Annotated in this window: 15 protein-coding genes; 10 read left to right on the plus strand and 5 right to left on the minus strand. The window is 72.6% G+C overall.

Going from position 1 to position 20,309, the window contains the following annotated elements; translation table 11 throughout:
- Positions 1 to 36: 36 nt before the first annotated feature.
- The 6 genes from ACXKR8_RS18325 to fxsT all read left to right on the plus strand — a co-directional run bounded on the left by ACXKR8_RS18325 (position 37) and on the right by fxsT (position 9,251).
- Complete coding sequence (locus ACXKR8_RS18325) at positions 37 to 1,185, plus strand: aminotransferase class V-fold PLP-dependent enzyme (protein WP_458273981.1); 1,149 nt, start codon at positions 37 to 39, stop codon at positions 1,183 to 1,185.
- 158 nt (positions 1,186 to 1,343) lie between these two features.
- Positions 1,344 to 1,559 (plus strand): FxSxx-COOH cyclophane-containing RiPP peptide, encoded by a 216-nt coding sequence (gene fxsA, locus ACXKR8_RS18330; protein ID WP_458273982.1) that lies wholly within the window; start codon positions 1,344 to 1,346, stop codon positions 1,557 to 1,559.
- An 8-nt stretch (positions 1,560 to 1,567) separates the two neighbouring features.
- Positions 1,568 to 2,809, plus strand: coding sequence for an FxsB family cyclophane-forming radical SAM/SPASM peptide maturase (locus ACXKR8_RS18335; RefSeq protein WP_458273983.1), 1,242 nt, complete (start codon positions 1,568 to 1,570; stop codon positions 2,807 to 2,809).
- A gap of 307 nt (positions 2,810 to 3,116) precedes the next feature.
- On the plus strand, positions 3,117 to 3,935 hold the full coding sequence (locus tag ACXKR8_RS18340; RefSeq protein WP_462100580.1) for an aKG-HExxH-type peptide beta-hydroxylase: 819 nt from the start codon (positions 3,117 to 3,119) through the stop codon (positions 3,933 to 3,935).
- A 74-nt stretch (positions 3,936 to 4,009) separates the two neighbouring features.
- Positions 4,010 to 5,275 carry a TIR-like protein FxsC gene (locus ACXKR8_RS18345; protein WP_458273985.1) on the plus strand — a complete coding sequence of 422 codons (1,266 nt, stop codon included), beginning with the start codon at positions 4,010 to 4,012 and terminating at the stop codon, positions 5,273 to 5,275.
- A complete protein-coding gene (gene fxsT, locus ACXKR8_RS18350; RefSeq protein ID WP_458273986.1) occupies positions 5,256 to 9,251 on the plus strand; it encodes an FxSxx-COOH system tetratricopeptide repeat protein in 3,996 nt (1,331 codons plus the stop codon). The genes ACXKR8_RS18345 and fxsT overlap by 20 nt, the downstream gene beginning before the upstream one ends.
- Before the next feature lie 39 nt (positions 9,252 to 9,290).
- Here fxsT and ACXKR8_RS18355 read toward each other — a convergent pair whose 3' ends face one another.
- From ACXKR8_RS18355 to ACXKR8_RS18370, 4 genes are all read right to left on the minus strand, one after another.
- Entirely contained in the window at positions 9,291 to 10,910 is a 1,620-nt protein-coding gene (locus ACXKR8_RS18355; RefSeq protein WP_458273987.1) for a beta-N-acetylhexosaminidase, read from the minus strand.
- A 13-nt stretch (positions 10,911 to 10,923) separates the two neighbouring features.
- Positions 10,924 to 11,898: an ABC transporter ATP-binding protein gene (locus tag ACXKR8_RS18360; protein ID WP_458273988.1), complete on the minus strand. Its 975-nt coding sequence runs from the start codon at positions 11,896 to 11,898 to the stop codon at positions 10,924 to 10,926.
- A 45-nt stretch (positions 11,899 to 11,943) separates the two neighbouring features.
- A complete protein-coding gene (locus ACXKR8_RS18365) occupies positions 11,944 to 12,708 on the minus strand; it encodes an ABC transporter permease (RefSeq protein WP_458275014.1) in 765 nt (254 codons plus the stop codon).
- A gap of 121 nt (positions 12,709 to 12,829) precedes the next feature.
- Entirely contained in the window at positions 12,830 to 13,684 is an 855-nt protein-coding gene (locus tag ACXKR8_RS18370) for an ABC transporter permease (RefSeq protein WP_458273989.1), read from the minus strand.
- 260 nt (positions 13,685 to 13,944) lie between these two features.
- Here ACXKR8_RS18370 and ACXKR8_RS18375 point away from each other — a divergent pair, with 260 nt between their 5' ends.
- From ACXKR8_RS18375 to ACXKR8_RS18385, 3 genes are all read left to right on the plus strand, one after another.
- Positions 13,945 to 16,371: a transglycosylase domain-containing protein gene (locus tag ACXKR8_RS18375; protein ID WP_458273990.1), complete on the plus strand. Its 2,427-nt coding sequence runs from the start codon at positions 13,945 to 13,947 to the stop codon at positions 16,369 to 16,371.
- Positions 16,372 to 16,504: 133 nt separating this feature from the next.
- Entirely contained in the window at positions 16,505 to 17,932 is a 1,428-nt protein-coding gene (locus ACXKR8_RS18380) for a ricin-type beta-trefoil lectin domain protein (RefSeq protein ID WP_458273991.1), read from the plus strand.
- A gap of 95 nt (positions 17,933 to 18,027) precedes the next feature.
- Entirely contained in the window at positions 18,028 to 18,771 is a 744-nt protein-coding gene (locus ACXKR8_RS18385) for a phosphotransferase family protein (RefSeq protein ID WP_458273992.1), read from the plus strand.
- 73 nt (positions 18,772 to 18,844) lie between these two features.
- On the opposite strand, the gene ACXKR8_RS18390 is transcribed toward ACXKR8_RS18385, so the two are convergent.
- Positions 18,845 to 19,705, minus strand: a complete 861-nt coding sequence (locus ACXKR8_RS18390; RefSeq protein WP_458273993.1) for an aminoglycoside phosphotransferase family protein — start codon at positions 19,703 to 19,705, stop codon at positions 18,845 to 18,847.
- 39 nt (positions 19,706 to 19,744) lie between these two features.
- On the opposite strand from ACXKR8_RS18390, the gene ACXKR8_RS18395 reads away from it, so the two are divergent.
- Positions 19,745 to 20,308, plus strand: coding sequence for a GNAT family N-acetyltransferase (locus tag ACXKR8_RS18395; RefSeq protein WP_458273994.1), 564 nt, complete (start codon positions 19,745 to 19,747; stop codon positions 20,306 to 20,308).
- Position 20,309: the final 1 nt, after the last annotated feature.

The following is a 20,309-nucleotide window of genomic DNA, read 5'->3' on the forward strand; positions in this document are numbered from 1 at the left end:
CCCTTTCGACCATCGAAGTTCTGGAGTGACCGCCGCATGTCCCCTCTGCCTGGCCCCGACGGCCTGTCCGGGTACGCCGAGCACTTCTTCGAGCCGGAGGGGTATCTGGACTTCGGCCGCTTCGGACCGCCGTCCGCCGACGTGGTCGAGACCGTCACCGCCCTGTCCGGACGGGCCGCCCACGCCGGGGCCCGGACCGTGGACGAGCTGATGGAGTACGAGCTGCGGGCCCGGCAGGCGGCAGCCCGGCTGCTCGGGGCGACCGGCCCGGGGGCGGTGGACCGGGTCGCGCTGCTGCCCAACGCCAGCACCGGGCTGTTCCACGCGGCCTTCGGGCTGCCGAGTGGCACGGTGCTGGTGCCCGCGCACGAGTTCCCCTCCAACCTCTACCCGTGGCGTCGGGCCGCCGCCCTCGGCCGGGTCCGGCCGGTCCCGCTCGCCCCGGACGGCCTCGGCCGGATCACCCCCGACCTGGTCCGCTCCGCGCTGACCACGGAGACGGTCGCGGTCGCGCTGTCGGCGGTGGACTTCAGGACCGGGTTCCGCGCCGACCTGGCCGGGATCAAGGAGGTGATCGGCCGGGACCGGCTGCTGATCGTGGACGCGATGCAGGGCCTGGGCGCCACCGTGCTGCCCTGGACCGCCGCCGATCTGCTGGTGACCGGCGGTCAGAAATGGCTCAGGGCGGGCTGGTCCACCGGCTTCCTCTACGCCTCCGAGTCGGCCCTGGAGCGGCTGGAACCGGCCCTGACCGGCTGGACCGGGGTGCAGGACGCGGGCCTGTTCGACGACGAGGAGCACCCTCCGGCGACCGGCGCCCAGCGCTTCTCGATCACCAACGCCAACCCGATCGCGGCGGGCGGCCTGGCCCGGGCTCTGGAGCTGGTCGAGCGGGCCGGCATCGAGCGCGTCGTCGCACGGATCCAGCAGCGGACGGCCGAGCTGATCGACACCGTCCGCAGCGTGGGCGGACTGGTGCACTCGCCGACCGCGGAGCACGAGCGGGCCGGCATCGTCGTCTTCACCCTGCCGCACAGTGACACCGGGACGGTGGCCAAGGACCTGGCGGCCAACGGCGTCGTGGCCACCGTCCGCCCCGGCGGCATCCGGCTGTCGGCCCACGCCTCCACCACCCTGGCGACGGTGGAGCTGGTCCACCGGGCCCTGAGCTCGCTGCCCCGCTGACACCCCCCGCTGACGGACGCCCCAGCGACGACTGACGTGCCGACGGCTGACGTGCCGACAACTGCCCCGGGTGGCGCGCCGGGAACCATCCCGTCCCAGGTGTCACAGGAGTATGCTGTGCGCTGGCAGAGAGTCACGATTCAGCGACGAAGGGGCTCATGGACGCGATCCGCTCCTATCCGGCGGACTCGGGCCTGGTGGACGTCACCGGTCTGTATACGGTGGATCTGGACCAGCTTCCCCCCACGGTGCTCACCGCGGCTCTGCGCCGAGTTGTGAACGACGTCCTGCATCCGCTGGGCGAACCGGTCGCCGCGTTCAACGCAGCCCTGGCCGACCCCCCGGCCGGGACGCACACCGCCTCAGCCGCCTGAGCCCTGCCGTGACCTCCGCGTTCCGAGGCTTCCGGCAGTACCTGCTGAAGATCCACAGCCGTTGCAACCTGGCCTGCGACTACTGCTACGTCTACGAATCGGCCGATCAGAGCTGGCGCGGCAAACCCCGGGTGATGGCGCTGGAGACCGTGCGCCGCACAGCCGCGCGGATCGCCGAGCACGCCCGGTGGAACGGGCTGACCCGGGTGTCCGTGGTCCTGCACGGCGGCGAGCCGCTGCTGGTCGGCGCGGCGCACCTGGACGCCACCCTGCGCGAGCTGGGCAGCGCGCTCGACGGGGTGTGCGAGGTCGCCTTCACCGTCCAGACCAACGGCCTGCTGCTGCGCGACACCAAACTGCTGGAGGTGCTACGGGCGCACCGGGTCACCGTCGGCGTCAGCCTGGACGGGTCCGCCGCCACCCACGACCGGCACCGCCGGCGCCCGGACGGGCGGGGCAGCCATGCGGCGACCGCCGAGGCCCTGCGGCTGCTGGGCGCCCCCGGCAACCGCCAGCTCTTCGCCGGGCTGCTGTGCACCGTGGACCTCGCCGCCGATCCGGTGGAGACCTACGAGGCGCTGCTGGAGTTCGCACCGCCGCGGCTCGACCTGCTGCTGCCGCACGGCACCTGGCAGACGCCGCCACCGCGCCTCGCCCACCGGACCCGGCCGCCCCAGGCGCCCCCGGGCACCGCAGCCGCTCCCACCGCGGAACCCACGCCCTACGCGGACTGGCTCCGCGCGGTGTTCGACCGCTGGTACGCGGCCCCGTGCCGGGAGACCGGCATCCGGCTGTTCGAAGAGCTGATGGCGCTGCTGCTCGGCGGCCGGGCCGGCAGCGAACTCCTGGGCCTGGCCCCACCGGACCTGGTGGTCGTGGAGACCGACGGCACCCTGGAACTGGCCGACAGCCTGAAGGTCTCCTACCAGGGGGCCCCGGAGACCGGTCTTGACGTGTTCCGGCACTCCTTCGCCGAGGCCGCCGCCCACGACTCGTTCCGGGCGCTCCGGCGCGGCCGGGCCGGCCTGGGTCCGGTCTGCGGCTCCTGCCCCGTGGTCGACACCTGCGGCGGCGGGCTCCACGCGCACCGCTACCACCCGGAAGGGGCCGGCGACCCCTTCGCCCACCCCAGCGTCTACTGCGCCGACCTCGCCGCGCTGACCAGGCACATCAGCGGAGTCCTCCGCCGCGACCTGGCCGCGCTCACCGCGTCTCCCACCGACGCGCCGGCCGGATCGGGACCAGTATGACAGGGACGCCCCCGACCGCGGCCGACCCGGCCCCCGCCACGCACTCCGTCGACCGGGGGACCTTCCTGGCCCTGGCCCGGGGCCGCGGTGGGGCCGCCGCCGTGGGCCGGCTGAGGGCGGGTCAGCTCAGCAAGCGCCTGCTGCTGCTGACCGCGGTCAGCAGGGCCGCGGCCGAACGCGGGGCGCCCGCCGACGCCCGGGACCGGCTCGGCGCCGTCCTGGACGAGCTGGCCCGGATCAGGGAGCGGTCCCGCGCCGACTGGGAGAGCCTGCTGCTCCAGCCCTACCTGGACCTGTGGGCGGCGGAGTGCCTGCGGCAGCTGTACGGCGCGGACGGCGCGACCGCCGGGGCGCCCGGACGGACGGCCTGGACGGCCTGGCCAGGCTGCTCGCCCCGTTCCTGCCGGCCGTCCCCGAGGCCGCGCGGCCGGTCACCCGGCTGCCCGCCGCCCGCCCGCCCGCCGTCCGCCTCGACCACGCCGGCCTGCGCCTCGACCTGTGGATCGACGACTGCGGCCCGTACCGGGAGGTCCACGGCGAACCGCTGGCCGGTCCGCTCGGCCCGGCCCAACTGCGTTCCTGGCGGGAGGCGTTGGCGGACGCCTGGGAGCTGCTGGTGCAGCGGCACCGCTGGCACGCCGAGGCCCTGACCGCCGGACTGACCACGCTGGTCCCGCTGCTGCCGCGCCCGGACGGGACCGCGGTGAGCTCCGCGGCCCGGCGGGCCTTCGGCGCGGTCGCCCTCTCCCTGCCCGCGACCCCGGTGCTGCTCGCGCTGACCCTGGTGCACGAGTTCCTGCACGCCCAGCTCGGGGCCCTGCTCGACCTGGTCGCCCTGCACGGTCCGGACAGCGGGGCGCGCTACCACGCCCCGTGGCGTCCGGACGCCCGACCGGCCGGCGCCCTGCTCCAGGGCGCCTACGCCCACCTCGGGGTCGCCGACTTCTGGCGGGTCGAGTGCGCGGGGCAGGCACCCGGGCCGGCGACGGGGCAGGCCCGCCGCGAGTACGCCCGCTGGCGGACGTCGACCCTGGCGGCGGCCGGGACACTGCTCTCCAGCGGCGAACTGACTTCCGCCGGCGCCGAGTTCGTCGACGAGCTGAGCCGGACCATGTCCGCCTGGTAGTCGTACGCACCGATGCGTAAATACGTGATGGTATGTCAATCTTCTTCTGACAGGCCTGACTCGGGGGAGGTTCAGTGCGGCCCTACTTCTTCCTGAGCTACGCGAGGGTGGACGGCCAGGACGCCTACGTCCAGCGCTTCTACGACGACCTCTGCGAGGCTCTCGTGGAACTGGCGGACCCGGACCGGGAGACCCCCACGGGGTTCCTCGACAATGCCGCCCTGCGGCTCGGCGACGAGTGGCCGAGACACCTGGAGCAGGCCCTCAGCAGCTGCCGGACCATGGTCGCGCTGTACTCGCCGGACTACTTCCGCAGCAAGTGGTGCTCGCGCGAGGCGGCCATGGTGATGGCCCGCGCCAGGCTCTACCGGCAGCGCACCCGGCTGAGCTCGTCGGCGCTGATACCCGTGCTCTGGGACCCCGTCCCGGTGCCGGACGAGGTCGCGCACATCCAGTACCTGTCGGCCGGCCTGGGCCCCCGCTACCGGGCGGACGGGCTGCGCCGCATCCTCCAGCAGGACCCCACCGGCCCCGACTACCGCGGCGCGGTCGCGCTGGTGGCCGAGCGGGTGGCCGAGGCGGCCCTGCGCGGGGAGCTGCCGGAGGTGGAACCGGCTCCGCTGCGCACCTACCCGCTCTCCTTCCAGCCGCGCACCGAACCGCTGGTCCCCGGCGCGTCGGTGGCCTTCTACGTCGCCGCGGGCACCACCTCGACCGTGCCGGAGCCGCGCCGCGCCACCCCCTACTACGGGGCCGTCCCGCTGGCCTGGAACCCGTACCGCCCGCAGGAGGACTACCCGCTCTACCAGCAGGCCCAGCGGACGGTGACCAACATGGGGTACGGCACGGCGTACCACGAGGTGGGCTCGGGGCTGGCCGGGAAACTGGGCCGGGCCTGGGACGACGACCAGGTGACGATCCTGCTGGTGGACCCGTGGAGCGCCCCGCAGCAGCCGTACCGCAGGCAGCTGGAGCTGTTCGACCGGACCGACCACCCGGCGACCGGGGTGCTGGTGCCCTGCCATCCCGCGTCGGAGCAGGACCTGGACGAGCTGTGGCTCGGGGTGACCGGCCTGTTCCAGCGGAAGTCCTGCCGGGGCCCGCACAACGACCAGTTCAAGCTGCGGGTCCCCTACAAGGACTTCCGGAAGTCGCTGGAGCGGATGGTGACCGCCGCGCAGAGCAGTCTGATCCGCAGACGGACGATAGCCCGGCCGCCGGACCCGGGCGGGGCCGCGCCGGTACCGGGACGCCCGTTCCTGCGCGGACCCGGCACCGACCCCGACCAGCCGACAGCGGAGCCGAAGGACGGTGGACCCGATGACGCACAGCACGAGTAGCGGCGGCGGCGCGGAGCAGGGGACCGTGATCACCTTCTACTCCTTCAAGGGCGGCGTCGGCCGCACCATGGCCCTGGCCAACACCGCCTGGATCCTGGCCAGCAACGGCTTCCGGGTGCTCGCGATCGACTGGGACCTGGAAGCCCCCGGCCTGCACCGCTACTTCCACCCGCTGCTGGTGGACCCGGACCTGAGGTCCACCGACGGCGTGGTCGATCTGATCCGCGGCTACTGCCTCCAGGCCGCGGAGCCCCCGGTCGGAGCCGGCGCGGACACCGCGGCCACCTCCGCCTGGTTCCGCGAGCACGCCGACCTCGACCGCTGCATCACCGGGGTCGGGCTCACCTTCGGCGACTCCGGCGGCAAGCTGGACTTCATGCCGGCCGGGCGCCAGAACCCCTCCTACTCGGCCTCGGTGATCACCTTCGACTGGGACCACTTCTACGCACACCTGTACGGGGCCGAGTTCCTGGCCGCCCTGCGCCGGGAACTGCGCGGCCGCTACGACTACGTGCTGGTCGACAGCCGCACCGGCCTGTCCGACTCGGCCGGCATCTGCACCGTCCTGCTGCCCGACACGGTCGTGGACTGCTTCACCATGAGCATCCAGGGCATCGAGGGCGCCGTGGCGGTGGCCGAGTCGGTGCGCGACCAGACCGGGCGGCAGGGCATCCGCATCCTCCCCGCGGCGATGCGGGTGGAGTTCGCGGAGCAGCACAAGCTGGACGTCGGCCGGGAGTTCGCCCGCAGCCGCTTCCTGCCGTTCCTGTCCCACCTGGACCGGGAGGCGCAGGACCGCTACTGGGCCGACGCGGAGATCCCCTACCGGCCGTTCTACGCGTACGAGGAGATCCCCGCGCCGGTGGGCGAGCGGCCGCGGCAGGAGAGCAGTCTGCTGGCCGCCTGCGAGCGGCTCACCGGGCGGATCACCGACGGCCTGGTGACTGAGCTGCGGCCGATGCCGGAGCCGGAACGGCGGGCCCTGGTCGCGGCGTACGAACGGGTCAGGACCTCGGTGCCCTCGGACCTGTACCTCAGCTACGCGTCCGGCGACCGGATGTGGGCCGAGTGGATCGCCGCCCAGCTGACCGGCGCGGGCTACCTCGTCACCCTGAGCGGCGCAGCCGACCAGGCCGGGACGAATGTCCTGGCCGAGCTGAACCGGACGCTGGCCGGCACCGGGCGGATCGTGGCCCTGCTCACCTCCGACTACGCCCGGCTGCCCTACGCGCGGGAGATCTGGCGGACCGTCACCGCGCGGGACCCGGCCGCCTCCCAGCGGATGCTGGTCCCGGTCCGGCTGCACGACGCCCCGCTGCCCGCGCCGTTCGACGACCTGGCCGCGGTCGACCTGGCCGGCCGGGACCAGGAGTCGGCCGCGGCGGCGCTGCTGGCCGCCGTGGGCCGCCCGGACCGGGCCGCCGCCGCGCCGGAGTCCGACGGCCGCGGGCAGGGCCAGGGCGACGCGAACCGGGGTCCGCGCTACCCCGGGGTCGCCCCGCAGGTCTGGCACGTACCGTCCCGCAACACCTCCTTCACCGGACGCAGCCAGGTCCTCGAGCGGATGCGCGGCCTGCTGGTGGCGGGCGGTCCGCAGAGCCCGCAGCCGCTGGCCGTCTTCGGCATCGGCGGGGTGGGCAAGACCCAGGTCGCCATCGAGTACGCGCACCGCTTCGCGTCCGACTACGACGCGGTGTGGTGGATCAGCGCCGGGCAGCCCGGGCTGGTCCGGCAGGAGCTCGCCGACCTCGCCGGAGAGCTGGGCCTGCGCACCGACGAGAGCGTCGCGGCGACCTCCGCCGCCGTGCTGGAGGCGCTGCGCGTCGGCCACCCCTTCCGGCGCTGGCTGCTGATCTTCGACAACGCCGAACTGCCCGAGGAGCTGCGCCCGTTCATCCCGTCCGGCCCCGGCCACGTGCTGATCACCTCCCGCAACCGCACCTGGGCGCAGACCGCGGAGCAGGCGGACGTGGACGTCTTCACCCGGGGCGAGAGCGTCCAACTGCTGCAGCGGCTCAACCCGAACCTGTCCGAGGCCGACGCCGACCGGGTCGCCGAGATCCTCGGCGACCTGCCGCTGGTGATCGGCCAGGCCGCGACCTGGCTGGCCCAGTCGGCCATGCCCGTGGAGCAGTACCTGGAAGGGCTGGAGACCCAGCTCTCCTCCACCCTGGAACAGGAGCCGTCCACCACCAACTACCCCCGCTCGGCCGCCGCCACCTGGCTGCTGGCCCTGGACCAGCTCCGGCTGCGGCGACCCGCCGCGGCGGCGCTGCTGGAGATCTGCGCCTTCCTCGGACCGGACCCCATCCCCATGTGGATGTTCTACCGGGGCAGGACCGTGGAGCTGCTCCGGCCGATCGACAGCAGTCTCGGCGAGCCGATGCGGATGGCCAACCTGTTCCGTGAGATCAACCGCTTCGGCCTCGCCAGCACCGATCAGAGCAACAACACCATCACCCTGCACCGGCTGGTCCAGGAGGTGCTGCGGCACAAGGTCACCCGCGCGGAGTGGCCGCGGATGCGGGCCGAGACCCAGTCCGTCCTGGCTGAGGCGAACCCCAGGAACGCCGAGGACCCCGGCTCCTGGGACGCGTACGCGGCACTGCTGCCGCACCTGGCGCCGTCGCGCTCGTTTACCAGCACGGACGACGGCGTCCGCCAGTGGATCGTTGACACCGTGCGCTACCTGTGGAGCCGCTCGGACTACGCCGCCGCCCAGGAGACCGCCGAGCACGCCCTGTCGGTGTGGATCCCGGTCTTCGGCGAGGACGACGGCCTGGTCCTCTACCTGCTGACCCAGCTCGGCACCACCCTGCGCTCCAGCGGGCAGGTCGAACAGGCCCACGCCCTCAGCCGGGACGTCCTCGCCCGGGCCACCCGGGCGCTCGGCCCCGACGACCCGTACACCCTGGTCGCCGCCATCAACCTGGGCGCGGACCTGCGCGGCATCGGCGCGTACGCCGACGCCAGGGACATCGACCGGGAGACCTACGCGACCAGCCGGGTGGTCTACGGCGAGGACCATCCGCGCACCCTGATGGCCGCCAACAACCTCGCCGTCTCGCTCTACCTCTCCGGCGACCGCTGGAACGCCCGCGAGATCGACCGGATGGTCTGGGAGACCCGCAAGCGGGTGCTGCCGCCGGGACACCCCTTCACCCTGCTCTCCGGCAACAACTACGCCCGCGACCTGCGCGAGACCGGGGCGGTCGAGCAGGCGCTGCGGCTGCTCCAGGAGACCGTCGGCGACTACCGCGAGCGGCTCGGCCCCAAGCACCCCGCCTCGCTGAAGGCGGCCCAGAACCTGTCCGCGGTCCTGCGCCACTCCGGCCGCTACGAGGAGGCCAGGGCACTGGGCACGGAGACCTACACCACGTCGGTGGAGCAGCTGGGCCGGAACCACCCCGACACCCTCGCCTCGGCCACCAGCCTCGCCTGCGCCCTGGTCGCCTGCGGCGACGCGGCGGGAGCCAGGGCGCTCGCCGAGGACGCCCTGCTGAACTACCGGGAGCAGCTGGGCCAGGCCCATCCCTTCACCCTGGCCTGTGCCAACAACCTGGCCGTCTACCTGCGGCTGACCGGCGACGCCGACGCGGGTCGCGTCCTCTGCGAGGAGACCCTGCTCCGGTTCCGGGAGTCGGTGGGCGCCGAGAACCCGTACACCCTGGTGTGCCAGATGAACCGGGCCACCGACCTGGCCGGGACCGGTGACCTCCAGGGGGCGCTGGAGGTGGGCCGGGAAGCGTACGCGGGACTCACCGCGGTGCTCCGTCCCGACCACTACGACACCATCGGCTGCGCCTCCAACCTGGCCCTCGACCTGCGCGCGAGCGGGGCGGAAAAGGAGGCCAGAGGGCTGCACGAGGACGCGCTGCGGCGGGCCCGGGCGACCATGGGCGAGGAGCATCCGACCGCGCTGGCGGTGGCGGCCTGGGCCCGGCTGGACGCCGACATCGAGCCCCCTGCGACCTGACCCCGCGCCGCGTGACGCCGCAGGGCGCCTGACGGCCGGTCACTTCGGCCAGTCGACGCCGGCCGCCCTGGTCCAGGTCAGTCCCTGCGCGGTCCAGTAGAGCGCCTGGTCGGCGAGCCGCTGCTGGAACGCGTCCCAGTGCCGGTCCGCCTGCGGGGTCCAGGCCACCTCGGCCAGGGCCGGCAGCCGGGGCAGCAGCATGGTGTCGAGGTCCTGCTCGTTCGCCAGGGTCTCGGTCCAGATCGGGGCCTCGACCCCGGTCACCGCACCGGCCGGGAGACCGGACAGGTAGGTGTCCGGGTTCCAGTCGTAGGTCCGCTGGACCGGCAGGTAGCCGGCCCAGTGCAGCCCGAGCGCGGTGGCGGGGTCGTACTTCTGGTCGAGATAGGCCTGGTCGGCCGGTTCCATGACCAGCTTGGCGCCGCCCTCGGCCGCCGCCACCAGCTGGTCGTTGAGCCCGGCGGGCTGCTGCGACAGCGGGTGCCACACCCCGAGCAGGGCCGGGCCGCCCTTGCCCGCGGCGGCGGCCTCGTCCCAGGCCAGCGGCTGCTTGCCGTGCTTGCGGACGATGGCCGAGGCCCGGGCCATGAAGGCCGCGTAGTCGGGGGCGGACAGGCTCTGCGCCTCGTCGCCGCCGATGCCGACATAGGGACCTGGCGTCATGGCGGCAAGGGCGGAAACCACCTGGTCGACAAAGGTGTACGTCGACTCCTTGGTGGTGCAGACCCGGCTGAAGCCGACGTCGGTGCCGCTGTAGGGCTGCACCGGGGCGTCCCCGGCGCAGCCGAGTGAGGGGTAGGCACTCAGCGCCGCGTTGGAGTGGCCCGGCAGGTCGACCTCGGGGACCACGGTGATGAAGCGGGCCGCCGCATAGGCCACCAGCTGCTTGTAGTCGGCGTCCGTGTAGAAGCCGCCCTCACCGCCGCCGACCTGGGTGGACGCCCCGATCCCGGTCAGCTTCGGCAGGCCGGGGACGGCGATCCGCCAGCCCTGGTCGTCGGACAGGTGCAGCCGCAGGTAGTTGAACTTGTACTGGGCCAGCAGGTCGATGTAGTGCTCCACCGCGGACACCGGAAAGAAGTGCCGGGAGACGTCCAGACCGCCGCTGCGGTAGCCGTAGCGCGGCTGGTCGGTGATCGAGACCGCGGGGACCGTACCCGGGCCCTTGGGCGGCAGCAGCTGACGCAGCGTCTGCGCGCCGTGGTAGAGGCCGGCTCCGGTCCCCGCGGTGATCACCACCCCGGTCGGCCCGGACTCCAGCCGGTACCCCTCGGCGCCGGTCCCGGCGGCCGGGTCCAGCTTGAGCTCGATGCCGTTCGCACTGCCCGCCCCCTCGACGGGCAGTGCGAACCCGGTGGACGGCCGCAGCAGCGCGGCCAGGTCCGCGGCCACGGTGGTGGCCGCGGCCCCGCCCTCGCCGTGCACCGCGGTCGACGCGGTCACCGGGTAGCCGGCGCCGCCGGTCTGCTGCAGCTGCAAGGGCAGCGGCACCAGCCCCAGCGGCGCGGCCGCGGCCGTTGCCTTGGCCGACCCGGACGACCCGGACGATCCCCCGCTCGCGGACGGGCGCGATGCCGCGCCGCCCGACGAACAGGCCGTCACCAGCGCGAGCACCCCCACGACCGTGCCAACGGCACGGACCACTCCCCTGTGCACCATGCCGTTCATGATCTCAGTTGGTCTGGACCAATTCAATCCCCTCTCCCCCGTACATCCGGGCGATCACATCCTCGATGGCCGGTTCCCGCACCGACAGGTCGACCAGCGGGTACCGCTCCGCGATCGCGGCCACCAGCGGCGCCGCGCTGTCCGCCGCCGGGAAGGCCAGCCACTGCCGCGGCCCGTCCACCCGGACCACCCGGGCCCCGGGCAGCTCGATCGGCGGCGCGGGCGCGGCCAGGTCCACCACCAGGGTGCGCTCGCTGCGCCCGGTCTCGTGCAGCCCCTCCAGGGCGCCGTCGTAGACCACCCGGCCGTGGTCGATCACCATCACCCGCGAGCACAGCCGCTCGATGTCGGTGAGGTCGTGCGTGGTCAGCAGCACCGTCGTGCCGGACTCCGCGTTCACCTCGGCCAGGAACTCCCGCACCCGGTTCTTGCTGACCACGTCCAGGCCGATGGTCGGCTCGTCCAGGTAGAGCACCTCCGGGTCGTGCAGCAGCGCCGCGGCGATGTCGCCGCGCATCCGCTGACCCAGCGACAGCTGCCGTACCGGGACGTCCAGCAGCGCGCCCAGCTGCAGCAGTTCCACGCAGCGGTCGAGGTTGCGCCGGTAGCGGGCGTCCTCGATCCGGTAGATCCGCCGCGCCAGCTCGTAGGAGTCCCGCAGCGGCAGATCCCACCACAGCGTGGTGCGCTGGCCGAAGACCACGCCGATCCGCCGGGCCAGCCGTACCCGTTCCTTGGACGGGTCGGCCCCGGCCACCCGCAGCCGCCCGGCGCTGGGGACCAGGATCCCGGTCAGCATCTTCACCGTCGTCGACTTGCCGGCCCCGTTGGGCCCGATATAGCCGACCATCTCGCCCTGCTCCACCCGGAAGTTCAGCCCGTCGACCGCCCTGACCTCGGTCCGCTCCCGCTTGAACCGCCCCGTCTTGCGCCGCACGGTGAAGGTCCGCGCCACGTCCTCGACCTCGATGATGCTCATATCCGTCCCTCTTTCCCTCTGGCGTTCTGCTTTTCTGACGCTGGGTCAACTTCCGGTGCTGCGGTACGAGCGCAACCCCGCCCGCCAGGCCAGGCCGGCCGCCGCCGCGCACAGCACCGCCACCAGCGGTGAGGCGAAGCGGCACCAGCCGGGCAGGCCGAGCGGGTCGTCGATGTCCAGCAGGTACATCGCCGGCAGCCAGTTGACGAACGCCAGCGGCACCCCGTAGACCGCTCCCCTGACCAGGTCGCGGGCGTAGACCGTGGGCGGGTACTGGAGCATGGTCGAGCCGCCGTAGGTCAGCGAGTTCTGCACCTCGGCGGCGTCGGTGGCGATGAACTGGAAGGCCGCCCCGGCGACATAGACCGAGCTGAAGATCACCGTCCCGCTGACCACCAGGGCGAGCATCACCAGCAGCTTGGGCAGGGTCCAGTCCAGCCGGAGCTGCACCAGCGACCAGCCCAGCACCGCCGCGGCCTGCACCACCCGGCCGGCCCGGCGCAGCGCGAACCGGTCCGCGCTCAGCTGCGCCAGGGCCGCCGCCGGACGGATCAGCACCACGTCCACCGAGCCGTCGCGGACCCGCTGGCCGAGGTTGTCCAGGCTGCCCACCGTCAGGTCGGCCAGACCCAGCGTCAGCACCGAGGTGCCGTAGAGGAAGGCGACCTGCGGCAGCGTCCAGCCGCCCAGGGAGGAGGTGTGCAGGAAGATCACCGCGATCACCACAAAGTCCAGCAGCGAGGTGACCGCGTTGCCGACCGCGGTCAGCCAGAAGGAGGTCCGGTAGGCGAGCGAGGCCCGCAGCCACATCCCGGCGATCAGCCGGTACGCCCGCAGCGCCTCGCCGGCCCGGCCGAGTACGCCGGTGCGCTGCTCCGTGTTGAGAGCACTGCTCTGCTCTGCATTGAGAGCACTGCTCTGCGCTGTGCTGTCAGCCACCCTGGACCACCACCTTGCGCATCACCGCGTGCTGCATCAGCCGTCCGATGCCCAGCAGGACCAGCGCCCACCCGATCTGGAACCCGAGCCCGGCGGCCAGCCCCGCACCCGTCCTGCGCTGCAGGAACACATCCAGCGGAACCTGGATCATGGCGGCCCAGGGCAGTTGCTGGGCCACCGCCGCGAGCCCGCTCGGCAGCAGCGGCAGCGGCAGCAGGAAGCCGGAGAAGAACATCCCCAGCACGGTGGTGATCTGCCGGACGCCGCGCGCGTCCAGCAGCCAGAAGCCGGTCAGCGAGGCGATGTAGCGCAGCGCGAAGCTGACCACCACCGCGAGCAGCGCCGAGACCAGGAAGCAGGCCCAGCTCAGCAATGCCTCGCCGGGGCCGCCCGCGGGCAGCCGCAGGTCGAACACCAGACCGCCGACCAGCATCGGCAGCACCCCGCGCGAGAGCAGGTGGTAGCCGGCCCGGCCGAGGTCGTTGAAGAGCCACCAGCCCTGCAGGTCGACCGGGCGGTAGAGGTCCACCGCGATGTCCCCGGAGGTGATCCTGGCCTCCAGGTCGTCCTGCATCCCGCCGCCCATCGCGGCGATCGGCATCAGCAGGGCCTGGCCGAGCCAGACATAGGTCAGCGCGGAGCTGAGGTCGTAGCCGCCGAGGTGCGGGCGGACCCGCCAGAGGGCCTGGTAGGTGTAGGCGATGAAGAAGCCGAAGACGCTGTTGGTGAACGCCCCGGCCCAGGTCGCGGCGCGGTAGGTGGCATAGCGGCGGAAGCTGCCAGCGGCCACGGCCGCGTAGAGCCTGCTGCCGGGGCGGACCGGTGCGAAGGCACTGAGCTGTGCCATCGAGGGACCACTCTCCTTTCATTCCATCTGCAATAAGTCGACATGTCGACACGACGTGACCCACTGCCACCAGGGCGCGCGGGAACGCCAAAGAGGCCCCGATCGCTGACACCCGGGGGTGTCCGCGAGGGGCTCGACTCCATCTGCGGTTGTTGTGCTTCCAGCAGGTTAGCGACTGCGCCACCGCCCCGCCTAGGGGCGACAGGAGGACAAGCGGAACATAATCGGACACACAGCATCGATATGAGGAGCGGTACGGGATGAGCACGGAGTCCGGCGGACCTCAGGACAGCGATCCCCAGGATCCCCCGGACCTCCCGAAGTCCCCGGGGCCCCCGAACCCCCCGGGGCCCGCGAGCCCGCCGCGTCCCCCGCAGGCCGGCTGGGACGACCCCGACGGCCCCGCGCACCCGATGGACCGCGACACGCTCGAGGCCGAGGACCGCTCGGAAGGCGGCGGCATGGGCGGCAGCCGCCGCGACCGCCGCCGGGCCAAGCGCAAGGCCCGCCGGGACGCCCGCCGGGCCAAGCCCTGGTGGCGCCGCCTCATCCCTACCTGGCGGATGGCCCTGGCCGGGCTGCTCGGCCTGATCGTGGCCGGCGTCGCCGCCTTCGCCGTGGTGTACGCGATGGTCCAGGTCCCCGACCCCAACTCGGCCGCGATCGCCCAGAGCAACATCTACTACTACGCCGACGGCAAGACCGAGCTCGGCCGTACCGGGCAGACCAACCGGATCACCGTCCCGATCGACCAGATCTCGCTCAACATCCAGCACGCCGCCGTCTCCGCCGAGGACCGCACCTTCTACAGCAACCAGGGCGTCAGCATCAGCGGCACCGTCCGCGCCGCCTGGTCCACCCTCACCGGCAAGGGCATCCAGGGCGGTTCCACGATCACCCAGCAGTACGTCAAGAACTACTACCTGAACCAGGACCAGACCGTCTCCCGCAAGATCAAGGAGTTCTTCATCTCGCTCAAGGTCGACCAGACCGAGAGCAAGGACGAGATCATGGCCGGGTACCTCAACACCAGCTACTTCGGCCGCAACGCCTACGGGGTCCAGGCCGCCTCGCTGGCCTACTACGGCATCAACGCCTCCGCCGTGGACGTGCCGCAGGCCGCCTACCTGGCCGCGCTGCTCCAGGCCCCCAGCGCCCTCGACGTCGGCACCGCCACCACGAGCGGCAAGGCCGCCGCCGTCGCCCGCTGGAACTACGTCCTGGACGGCATGGTCAAACTCGGCTGGATCGCCCAGGCCGACCGCGAGGTGATGACCTTCCCGAAGACCCTGCCGCCCGGCGGCACCCCCGGCGTCGGCGGCCAGGCCGGCTACCTGATCGACATCGCCACCCACTACCTCAACGACAACAACATCGTGGACGCGGCCGCCCTCAGCGCCGGCGGCTGGAAGATCACCACCACCTTCGTCAAGAAGGACCAGGACGCCCTGGCCGCCGCGGTCAAGAAGGAGTTCAAGGCCCAGCTGCCGAACACCGCCAAGGCCAAGGCGGTACGCGCCGCGGCCGGCTCGGTGGACCCGGCCAGCGGCAAGCTCCTCGCCGCCTACGGCGGCCCCGACTACGCCGTCCAGCAGTTCAACGACGCGCTGCGCACCGACACCCAGGTCGGCTCCACCTTCAAGGCCTTCGACCTGGCGGCCGGGCTGCTGAACCACGCCACCACCCAGGACGGCGTCCCGATCACCCCGTCCACCCTCTACGACGGCACCACCCGGCGCCAGGTGCAGGGCCTGCCGGCCGGGATGTCCTACAACCCGCCCAACGAGGACGACTTCAGCTACGGCGAGATCAGCCTGCGCTACGCCATGAAGAAGTCGGTGAACTCGGTCTACGCCCAGGAGGGCGCGGACGCGGGGCTGGACAACGTCCGCAAGGCCGCCATCGCGGCCGGACTCCCGGCCGACACCCCCGGCATGGAGGCGGTGCCGGCGATCACCCTCGGCTCCGCCACCCCCAACGCGATCGAGATGGCCGGGGCCTACGCCACCCTGGACAACCACGGCCAGCGGATCACCCCCTGGTCGGTGCAGGCGCTGACCCACGACGGCGAGGCGCACGGCCTGCCGGCCCACACCGCCGAGACCGCCTTCGACCGGACCACCGCGGACACCGTCACCTCGGTGCTGGAGGGCGTGGTCAGCGCGGACGGCACCGGCTTCGCCGCCCTCGACCTGAACCGTCCGGCGGCGGGCAAGACCGGCACCACCGACGGCAACAAGTCGGCCTGGTTCATCGGCTACACCCCGCAACTGGTGACCGCGGTCGGCATGTTCGCCGAGGACCCGACCACGCACGCGCAGCTCGCGCTCGGCGCCGCGGCCGGGATCGACCGGGTCAACGGCGGCTCGTTCCCGGCCTCGATCTGGACCGACTACATGACCAAGGCCCTCAGCGGGCAGCCGGTCAAGGACTTCGACCTGCAGGCCCCGCTGGACGACTCCCAGTTGGGCACCCCGACCGCGAGCAGCACCCCGAGCGGCGCCGCGTCCACCGCCCCGCCGGTGACCGCCTCGCCGACCGGCGCACCCACCACGACCGGCGCGTCCTCCGCCCCGCCGACCCAGTCCTCGGCCCCGCCCACGGTGCCGGCCCCGCCGACCCGGACCGAGCTGCCGACCTTCCGGCCGAGCGTCCTGCCGACGGACCCCGCGCTGCTGGTGCCCTGAGCCTCCCTCGGGCTTCTGTAGCCGCGTCATATAGTTAGTAACTTTTCCTAACCAGATATTGACGCACCCCGCCTCCCGGCAACACGCTGCCTCTCAAGAGAAATGTTGAGCATCCGTCAGACCGGGAGGCATCATGCCCAGACGCACGCTGACCAGAACGATCATCGCCACCTGTATCGCCCTCATCGCCGCCGTCGCCGCCATCCTCACCACCGCGCCCACCGCGAGTGCCTCGACCACCCAGTCGACGTTCATCACCTTCTACGGCTGGTGGGACAACACTCCGCCCGGCGGCGACATCTCCTACCCGGGGCTGCACGACACCGCGGGCGGCACCGGCACCTACGCCGACCCGATCACCTTCGCCAGCGACAGCTCCGAGTTCGCCCCCGGCACCAAGATCTACGTCGCCCGGGTGAAGAAGTACTTCATCATGGAGGACGGCTGCGAGGAGTGCAGCGCCGACTGGACCGGCAAGGGCCCCGACGGCGGCCCCAAGCTCTGGCACGCCGACCTGTGGCTCGGCGGCCAGGGCGGCAACGCCATGAAGGCCATCCAGTGCGAGGACGCCCTCACCAACTACAACGCCGACAACACCCCCTCGCTCGAACCCGTCGTCATCTCACCGCCCAGCAACGAGACCTACGACCCCACCCCGATCTTCAACACCAGCACCGGCGCCTGCTACGGCGGCGCCACGCCCACCGTGACGGTGGGCCAGTACAAGAACACCTCCACCGCGACCTGCATGGACGACCCCGGCAACAGCGCCAGCAACGGCGTCAAACTGGACCTGGCCGCCTGCAACGGCTCGGCCCAGCAGCAGTTCACCTTCGACGGGACCTTCTTCCAGCTGCACAACCTCTGCGCCGACATGTCCGGCAGCAACCTGGACCTGAAGACCTGCACCGGCGGACCGACCCAGCAGTGGTCCGCCAACACCAACGGCACCATCTCCGACATCCAGACCGGCAAGAAGTGCTTCCGCGCCTCCGGCACCACCCTGTCGGCCGGCAGCTGCTCCGGCACCGCCGCCCAGTGGACCTTCCCGACCGGCTCCGGCACCACCCCGCCGCCGACCACGGCTCCGCCGACCACCACTCCCCCGACGACCACACCTCCCACCACCACGCCTCCCACCACCACACCCCCGACCACGGCTCCGCCGACCACCACCCCGCCCACCGGCGGCAACAAGTCCTACGAGGCTGAGGCAGCCACCCTCGCCGGCGGCACCACCATCACCAGCTGCGCACACTGCAGCGGCGGCAAGAAGCTCAGCTACCTCGGCAACGGCGGCACCGCGACCTTCACCGGCATCTCCGAACCCGCCACCGGCAGCTACACCCTGACCATCTACTTCATGAGCGTCGGCCAGGCCCGCACCGCGACCGTCACCGTCAACGGCAGCGCCCAGACCGTCAGCTTCCCCGAGACACCCGACTACAACACCGTCGTCACCAAGACCGTCACCGTGACGCTCAAGGCCGGCAGCGGCAACACCATCACCTTCTCCAACCCCTCGGCCGGCGCACCCAACCTGGACCGCATCGTCGTCTGACACCCCGACAACGGTCGGCGGGGTCCCGCGAATCCGGACCCCGCCGACCGTTAACCCGTGGCGACGCCGGGGGTCGTCCCGCGAAAATGGTCGGCATGGAGCAGATCGAGGTCGTCGTCGCCCATCAGGAGCGGGCGACCCTGCGCGTCGGCGACGTGTTTCTGAAGATCGACACTGATCAGGCGCGCACCGACGTCGAGGTCGAGGCGATGGCCAGGGCGCCGATCCCGACCCCGGAGGTCCTCTGGCGCAAGCCGCCCGTGCTCGCGCTGGCCGCCGTCCCGGGGACGGCGCTCGGTCGCCTCGGCGAGCCGTCGACCGCGCCACCGGCGGCCTGGGCCGCCGCGGGTGCCGCCGTACGGATACTGCACGACGCGCCGCTGCCGCCCTGGCCCGGCCAGAGCCGCGACCAGATCGCCGCGCGCCTCGACCGCGAATGCGCATGGCTCCTCGCCAACGCCGTCCTGCCCACCGACCTGGTCACCCGCAACCGCCGGCTGGCCGAGAAGGCGCTCCGGCCGTGGACACCGGTGTTCACGCACGGCGACCTGCAGGTCGCCCATGTGTTCGTCGACGGTGACCGGATCACCGGCGTGATCGACTGGTCCGAGGCGAGTCAGGGCGATGCCCTGCACGACCTCGCCACGCTGACCCTCGGTCACGAGGAGCACCTCGGCGACGTCCTGGCCGGCTACGGCACCGACGCCGACGCCGACGCCGACCTGATCCGCGCGTGGTGGTCGCTGCGAAGCCTGCTGGCGATCCGCTGGCTGGTCGGACACGGCTTCGACCCGTCCGCGCCGGGCTGCGAGATCGACGTGCTGAGATCCCAGCTGTGAGGCTGCACCGGCCCGACGGCCATGAACCAGCCGAACCAGCCGGACCAGCCGGACCAGCTGCCCGCCGGCACCCTCACCTCACCGGCAGGTTCCAGGCGGCTGAGCGCTCCAGCCAGGCGGTCATCGCGGTGACCTCCTCGGCCACCGCCTGCTCCGTCGCGTTGTTGAGGATCGCGAAGGCGATCTGTTCCAGGCCGAAGGTGAGGGCCCAGACACAGGCGCGGCGGAAGGTGTCCGGGTCGACGGCGCCCCGGACCTTGTCCCAGCCGTGCCAGAACAGGCAGGCGGCGTCGAGGGCGGGGTCGAACGGCTGAGCCAGATCCCAGTCCAGGACCCCGATCACCCGTCCCCGGTCGTCCCAGTGCATGTTCGAGCCGGCCAGGTCGCCGTGGACCAGGGACGGCTGCCCCCAGCTCAGGTCCAGGGCCGCCTGGACCCGCCGCTGCCCCTCCGAGCGCCAGGCGTCCGGCAGCCGGGGGACGACCTCCCGCAGCATCACCTCGGCCCAGCGGTCACCACCCGCGTATTCGTGCGGCACGCCCAGGACGTCCGCCAGGGGGCCGCAGTCGACCTCGCGCAGGCTGCCCAGCAGGCTCGCCAGCTCCTTGGGCTCGCCGCCCTCGCCCTTGGCGCACGGCGTCCCGTCCACCCAGGACAGCACCACCGCGGTGCGGCCCTCCACCGTCACCACCTCGGACAGCGGCGTCGGGACGGCGAACGGCAGGCCGAGGTCCGCCAGCCGGCGCAGCAGCTCGGTGCGGCGGGGCAGCGCCGCCACGGCGGTGGGGTTGCTCGCGATGCGGACCACCGCGGTCCCGGGCAGCAGCACCACCTCATGGGAACCACCGCGCGCGAGCGCCGCCGCAGCCAGGCTCTGTCCTGGGAGCATCGCACCGGCGACCGCGAGCAGTTCCTCGGGGATTCGATCACTCATTCCGGAAGGGTACCGAGGTGCTGTGGCACGATCGGCAGCATGGAGTACCGCTACGCCACCGAGGCCGACGCCCCCGCCATGGCCCAGCTCTTCGCCGCCGCCCACCACGACTCGCTGACCCCGCAGCAACGCGCCGACCAGGGCTTCGTCCAGGGCAACCTGGACGAAGCCGCGCTGCGGGGCATGGCCGGCAACCGCAGCCTGCTGCTCGCGGACCAGGACGGGCAGCTCGCCGGCTTCCTCGCCCTGTCCGCGCCCGCGGACCTGGCCGCCGCCTCGGCCCCGATCCGGGCACTGCTCCAGGCCCAGGACTCGCTGACGTGGCACGGCCGCCCGCTCAGCGAGACCCGCTGGCTGATGTACGGGCCGGTGCTGGTCGACCCCGCCCAGCGGGGGCGGGGCGTGGCCCGAGGGCTGTTCACCATGGCGGTCGAAGCAGCCTCGGGACGGGCCGACGCGCTGGTGGCGTTCATCGAAGCCGGCAACAAGCCGTCCTGGACGGTCCACGTGGACGGCTTCGGGATGACCCCGCTGGGCGAGATCGCCGCAGCCGACCGCGGCTACCACGTGGTGGCGGCAGCGGTCCCGCCGAGCAAGGGCTGAG

It is taken from the genome of Streptacidiphilus sp. PAMC 29251 (assembly GCF_054208735.2).

What these genes read in the sequence shown, in the direction of transcription:
- ACXKR8_RS18325 (WP_458273981.1), top strand. Translation starts at nt 37, where the DNA reads ATGTCCCCTCTGCCTGGCCCCGACGGCCTGTCCGGGTACGCCGAGCAC.
- fxsA (WP_458273982.1), top strand. Translation starts at nt 1,344, where the DNA reads ATGGACGCGATCCGCTCCTATCCGGCGGACTCGGGCCTGGTGGACGTC.
- fxsT (WP_458273986.1), top strand. Translation starts at nt 5,256, where the DNA reads ATGACGCACAGCACGAGTAGCGGCGGCGGCGCGGAGCAGGGGACCGTG.
- ACXKR8_RS18355 (WP_458273987.1), bottom strand. Translation starts at nt 10,910, where the DNA reads ATGGTGCACAGGGGAGTGGTCCGTGCCGTTGGCACGGTCGTGGGGGTG.
- ACXKR8_RS18360 (WP_458273988.1), bottom strand. Translation starts at nt 11,898, where the DNA reads ATGAGCATCATCGAGGTCGAGGACGTGGCGCGGACCTTCACCGTGCGG.
- ACXKR8_RS18365 (WP_458275014.1), bottom strand. Translation starts at nt 12,708, where the DNA reads ATGTGGCTGCGGGCCTCGCTCGCCTACCGGACCTCCTTCTGGCTGACC.
- ACXKR8_RS18370 (WP_458273989.1), bottom strand. Translation starts at nt 13,684, where the DNA reads ATGGCACAGCTCAGTGCCTTCGCACCGGTCCGCCCCGGCAGCAGGCTC.
- ACXKR8_RS18375 (WP_458273990.1), top strand. Translation starts at nt 13,945, where the DNA reads ATGAGCACGGAGTCCGGCGGACCTCAGGACAGCGATCCCCAGGATCCC.
- ACXKR8_RS18380 (WP_458273991.1), top strand. Translation starts at nt 16,505, where the DNA reads ATGCCCAGACGCACGCTGACCAGAACGATCATCGCCACCTGTATCGCC.
- ACXKR8_RS18385 (WP_458273992.1), top strand. Translation starts at nt 18,028, where the DNA reads ATGGAGCAGATCGAGGTCGTCGTCGCCCATCAGGAGCGGGCGACCCTG.
- ACXKR8_RS18390 (WP_458273993.1), bottom strand. Translation starts at nt 19,705, where the DNA reads ATGAGTGATCGAATCCCCGAGGAACTGCTCGCGGTCGCCGGTGCGATG.
- ACXKR8_RS18395 (WP_458273994.1), top strand. Translation starts at nt 19,745, where the DNA reads ATGGAGTACCGCTACGCCACCGAGGCCGACGCCCCCGCCATGGCCCAG.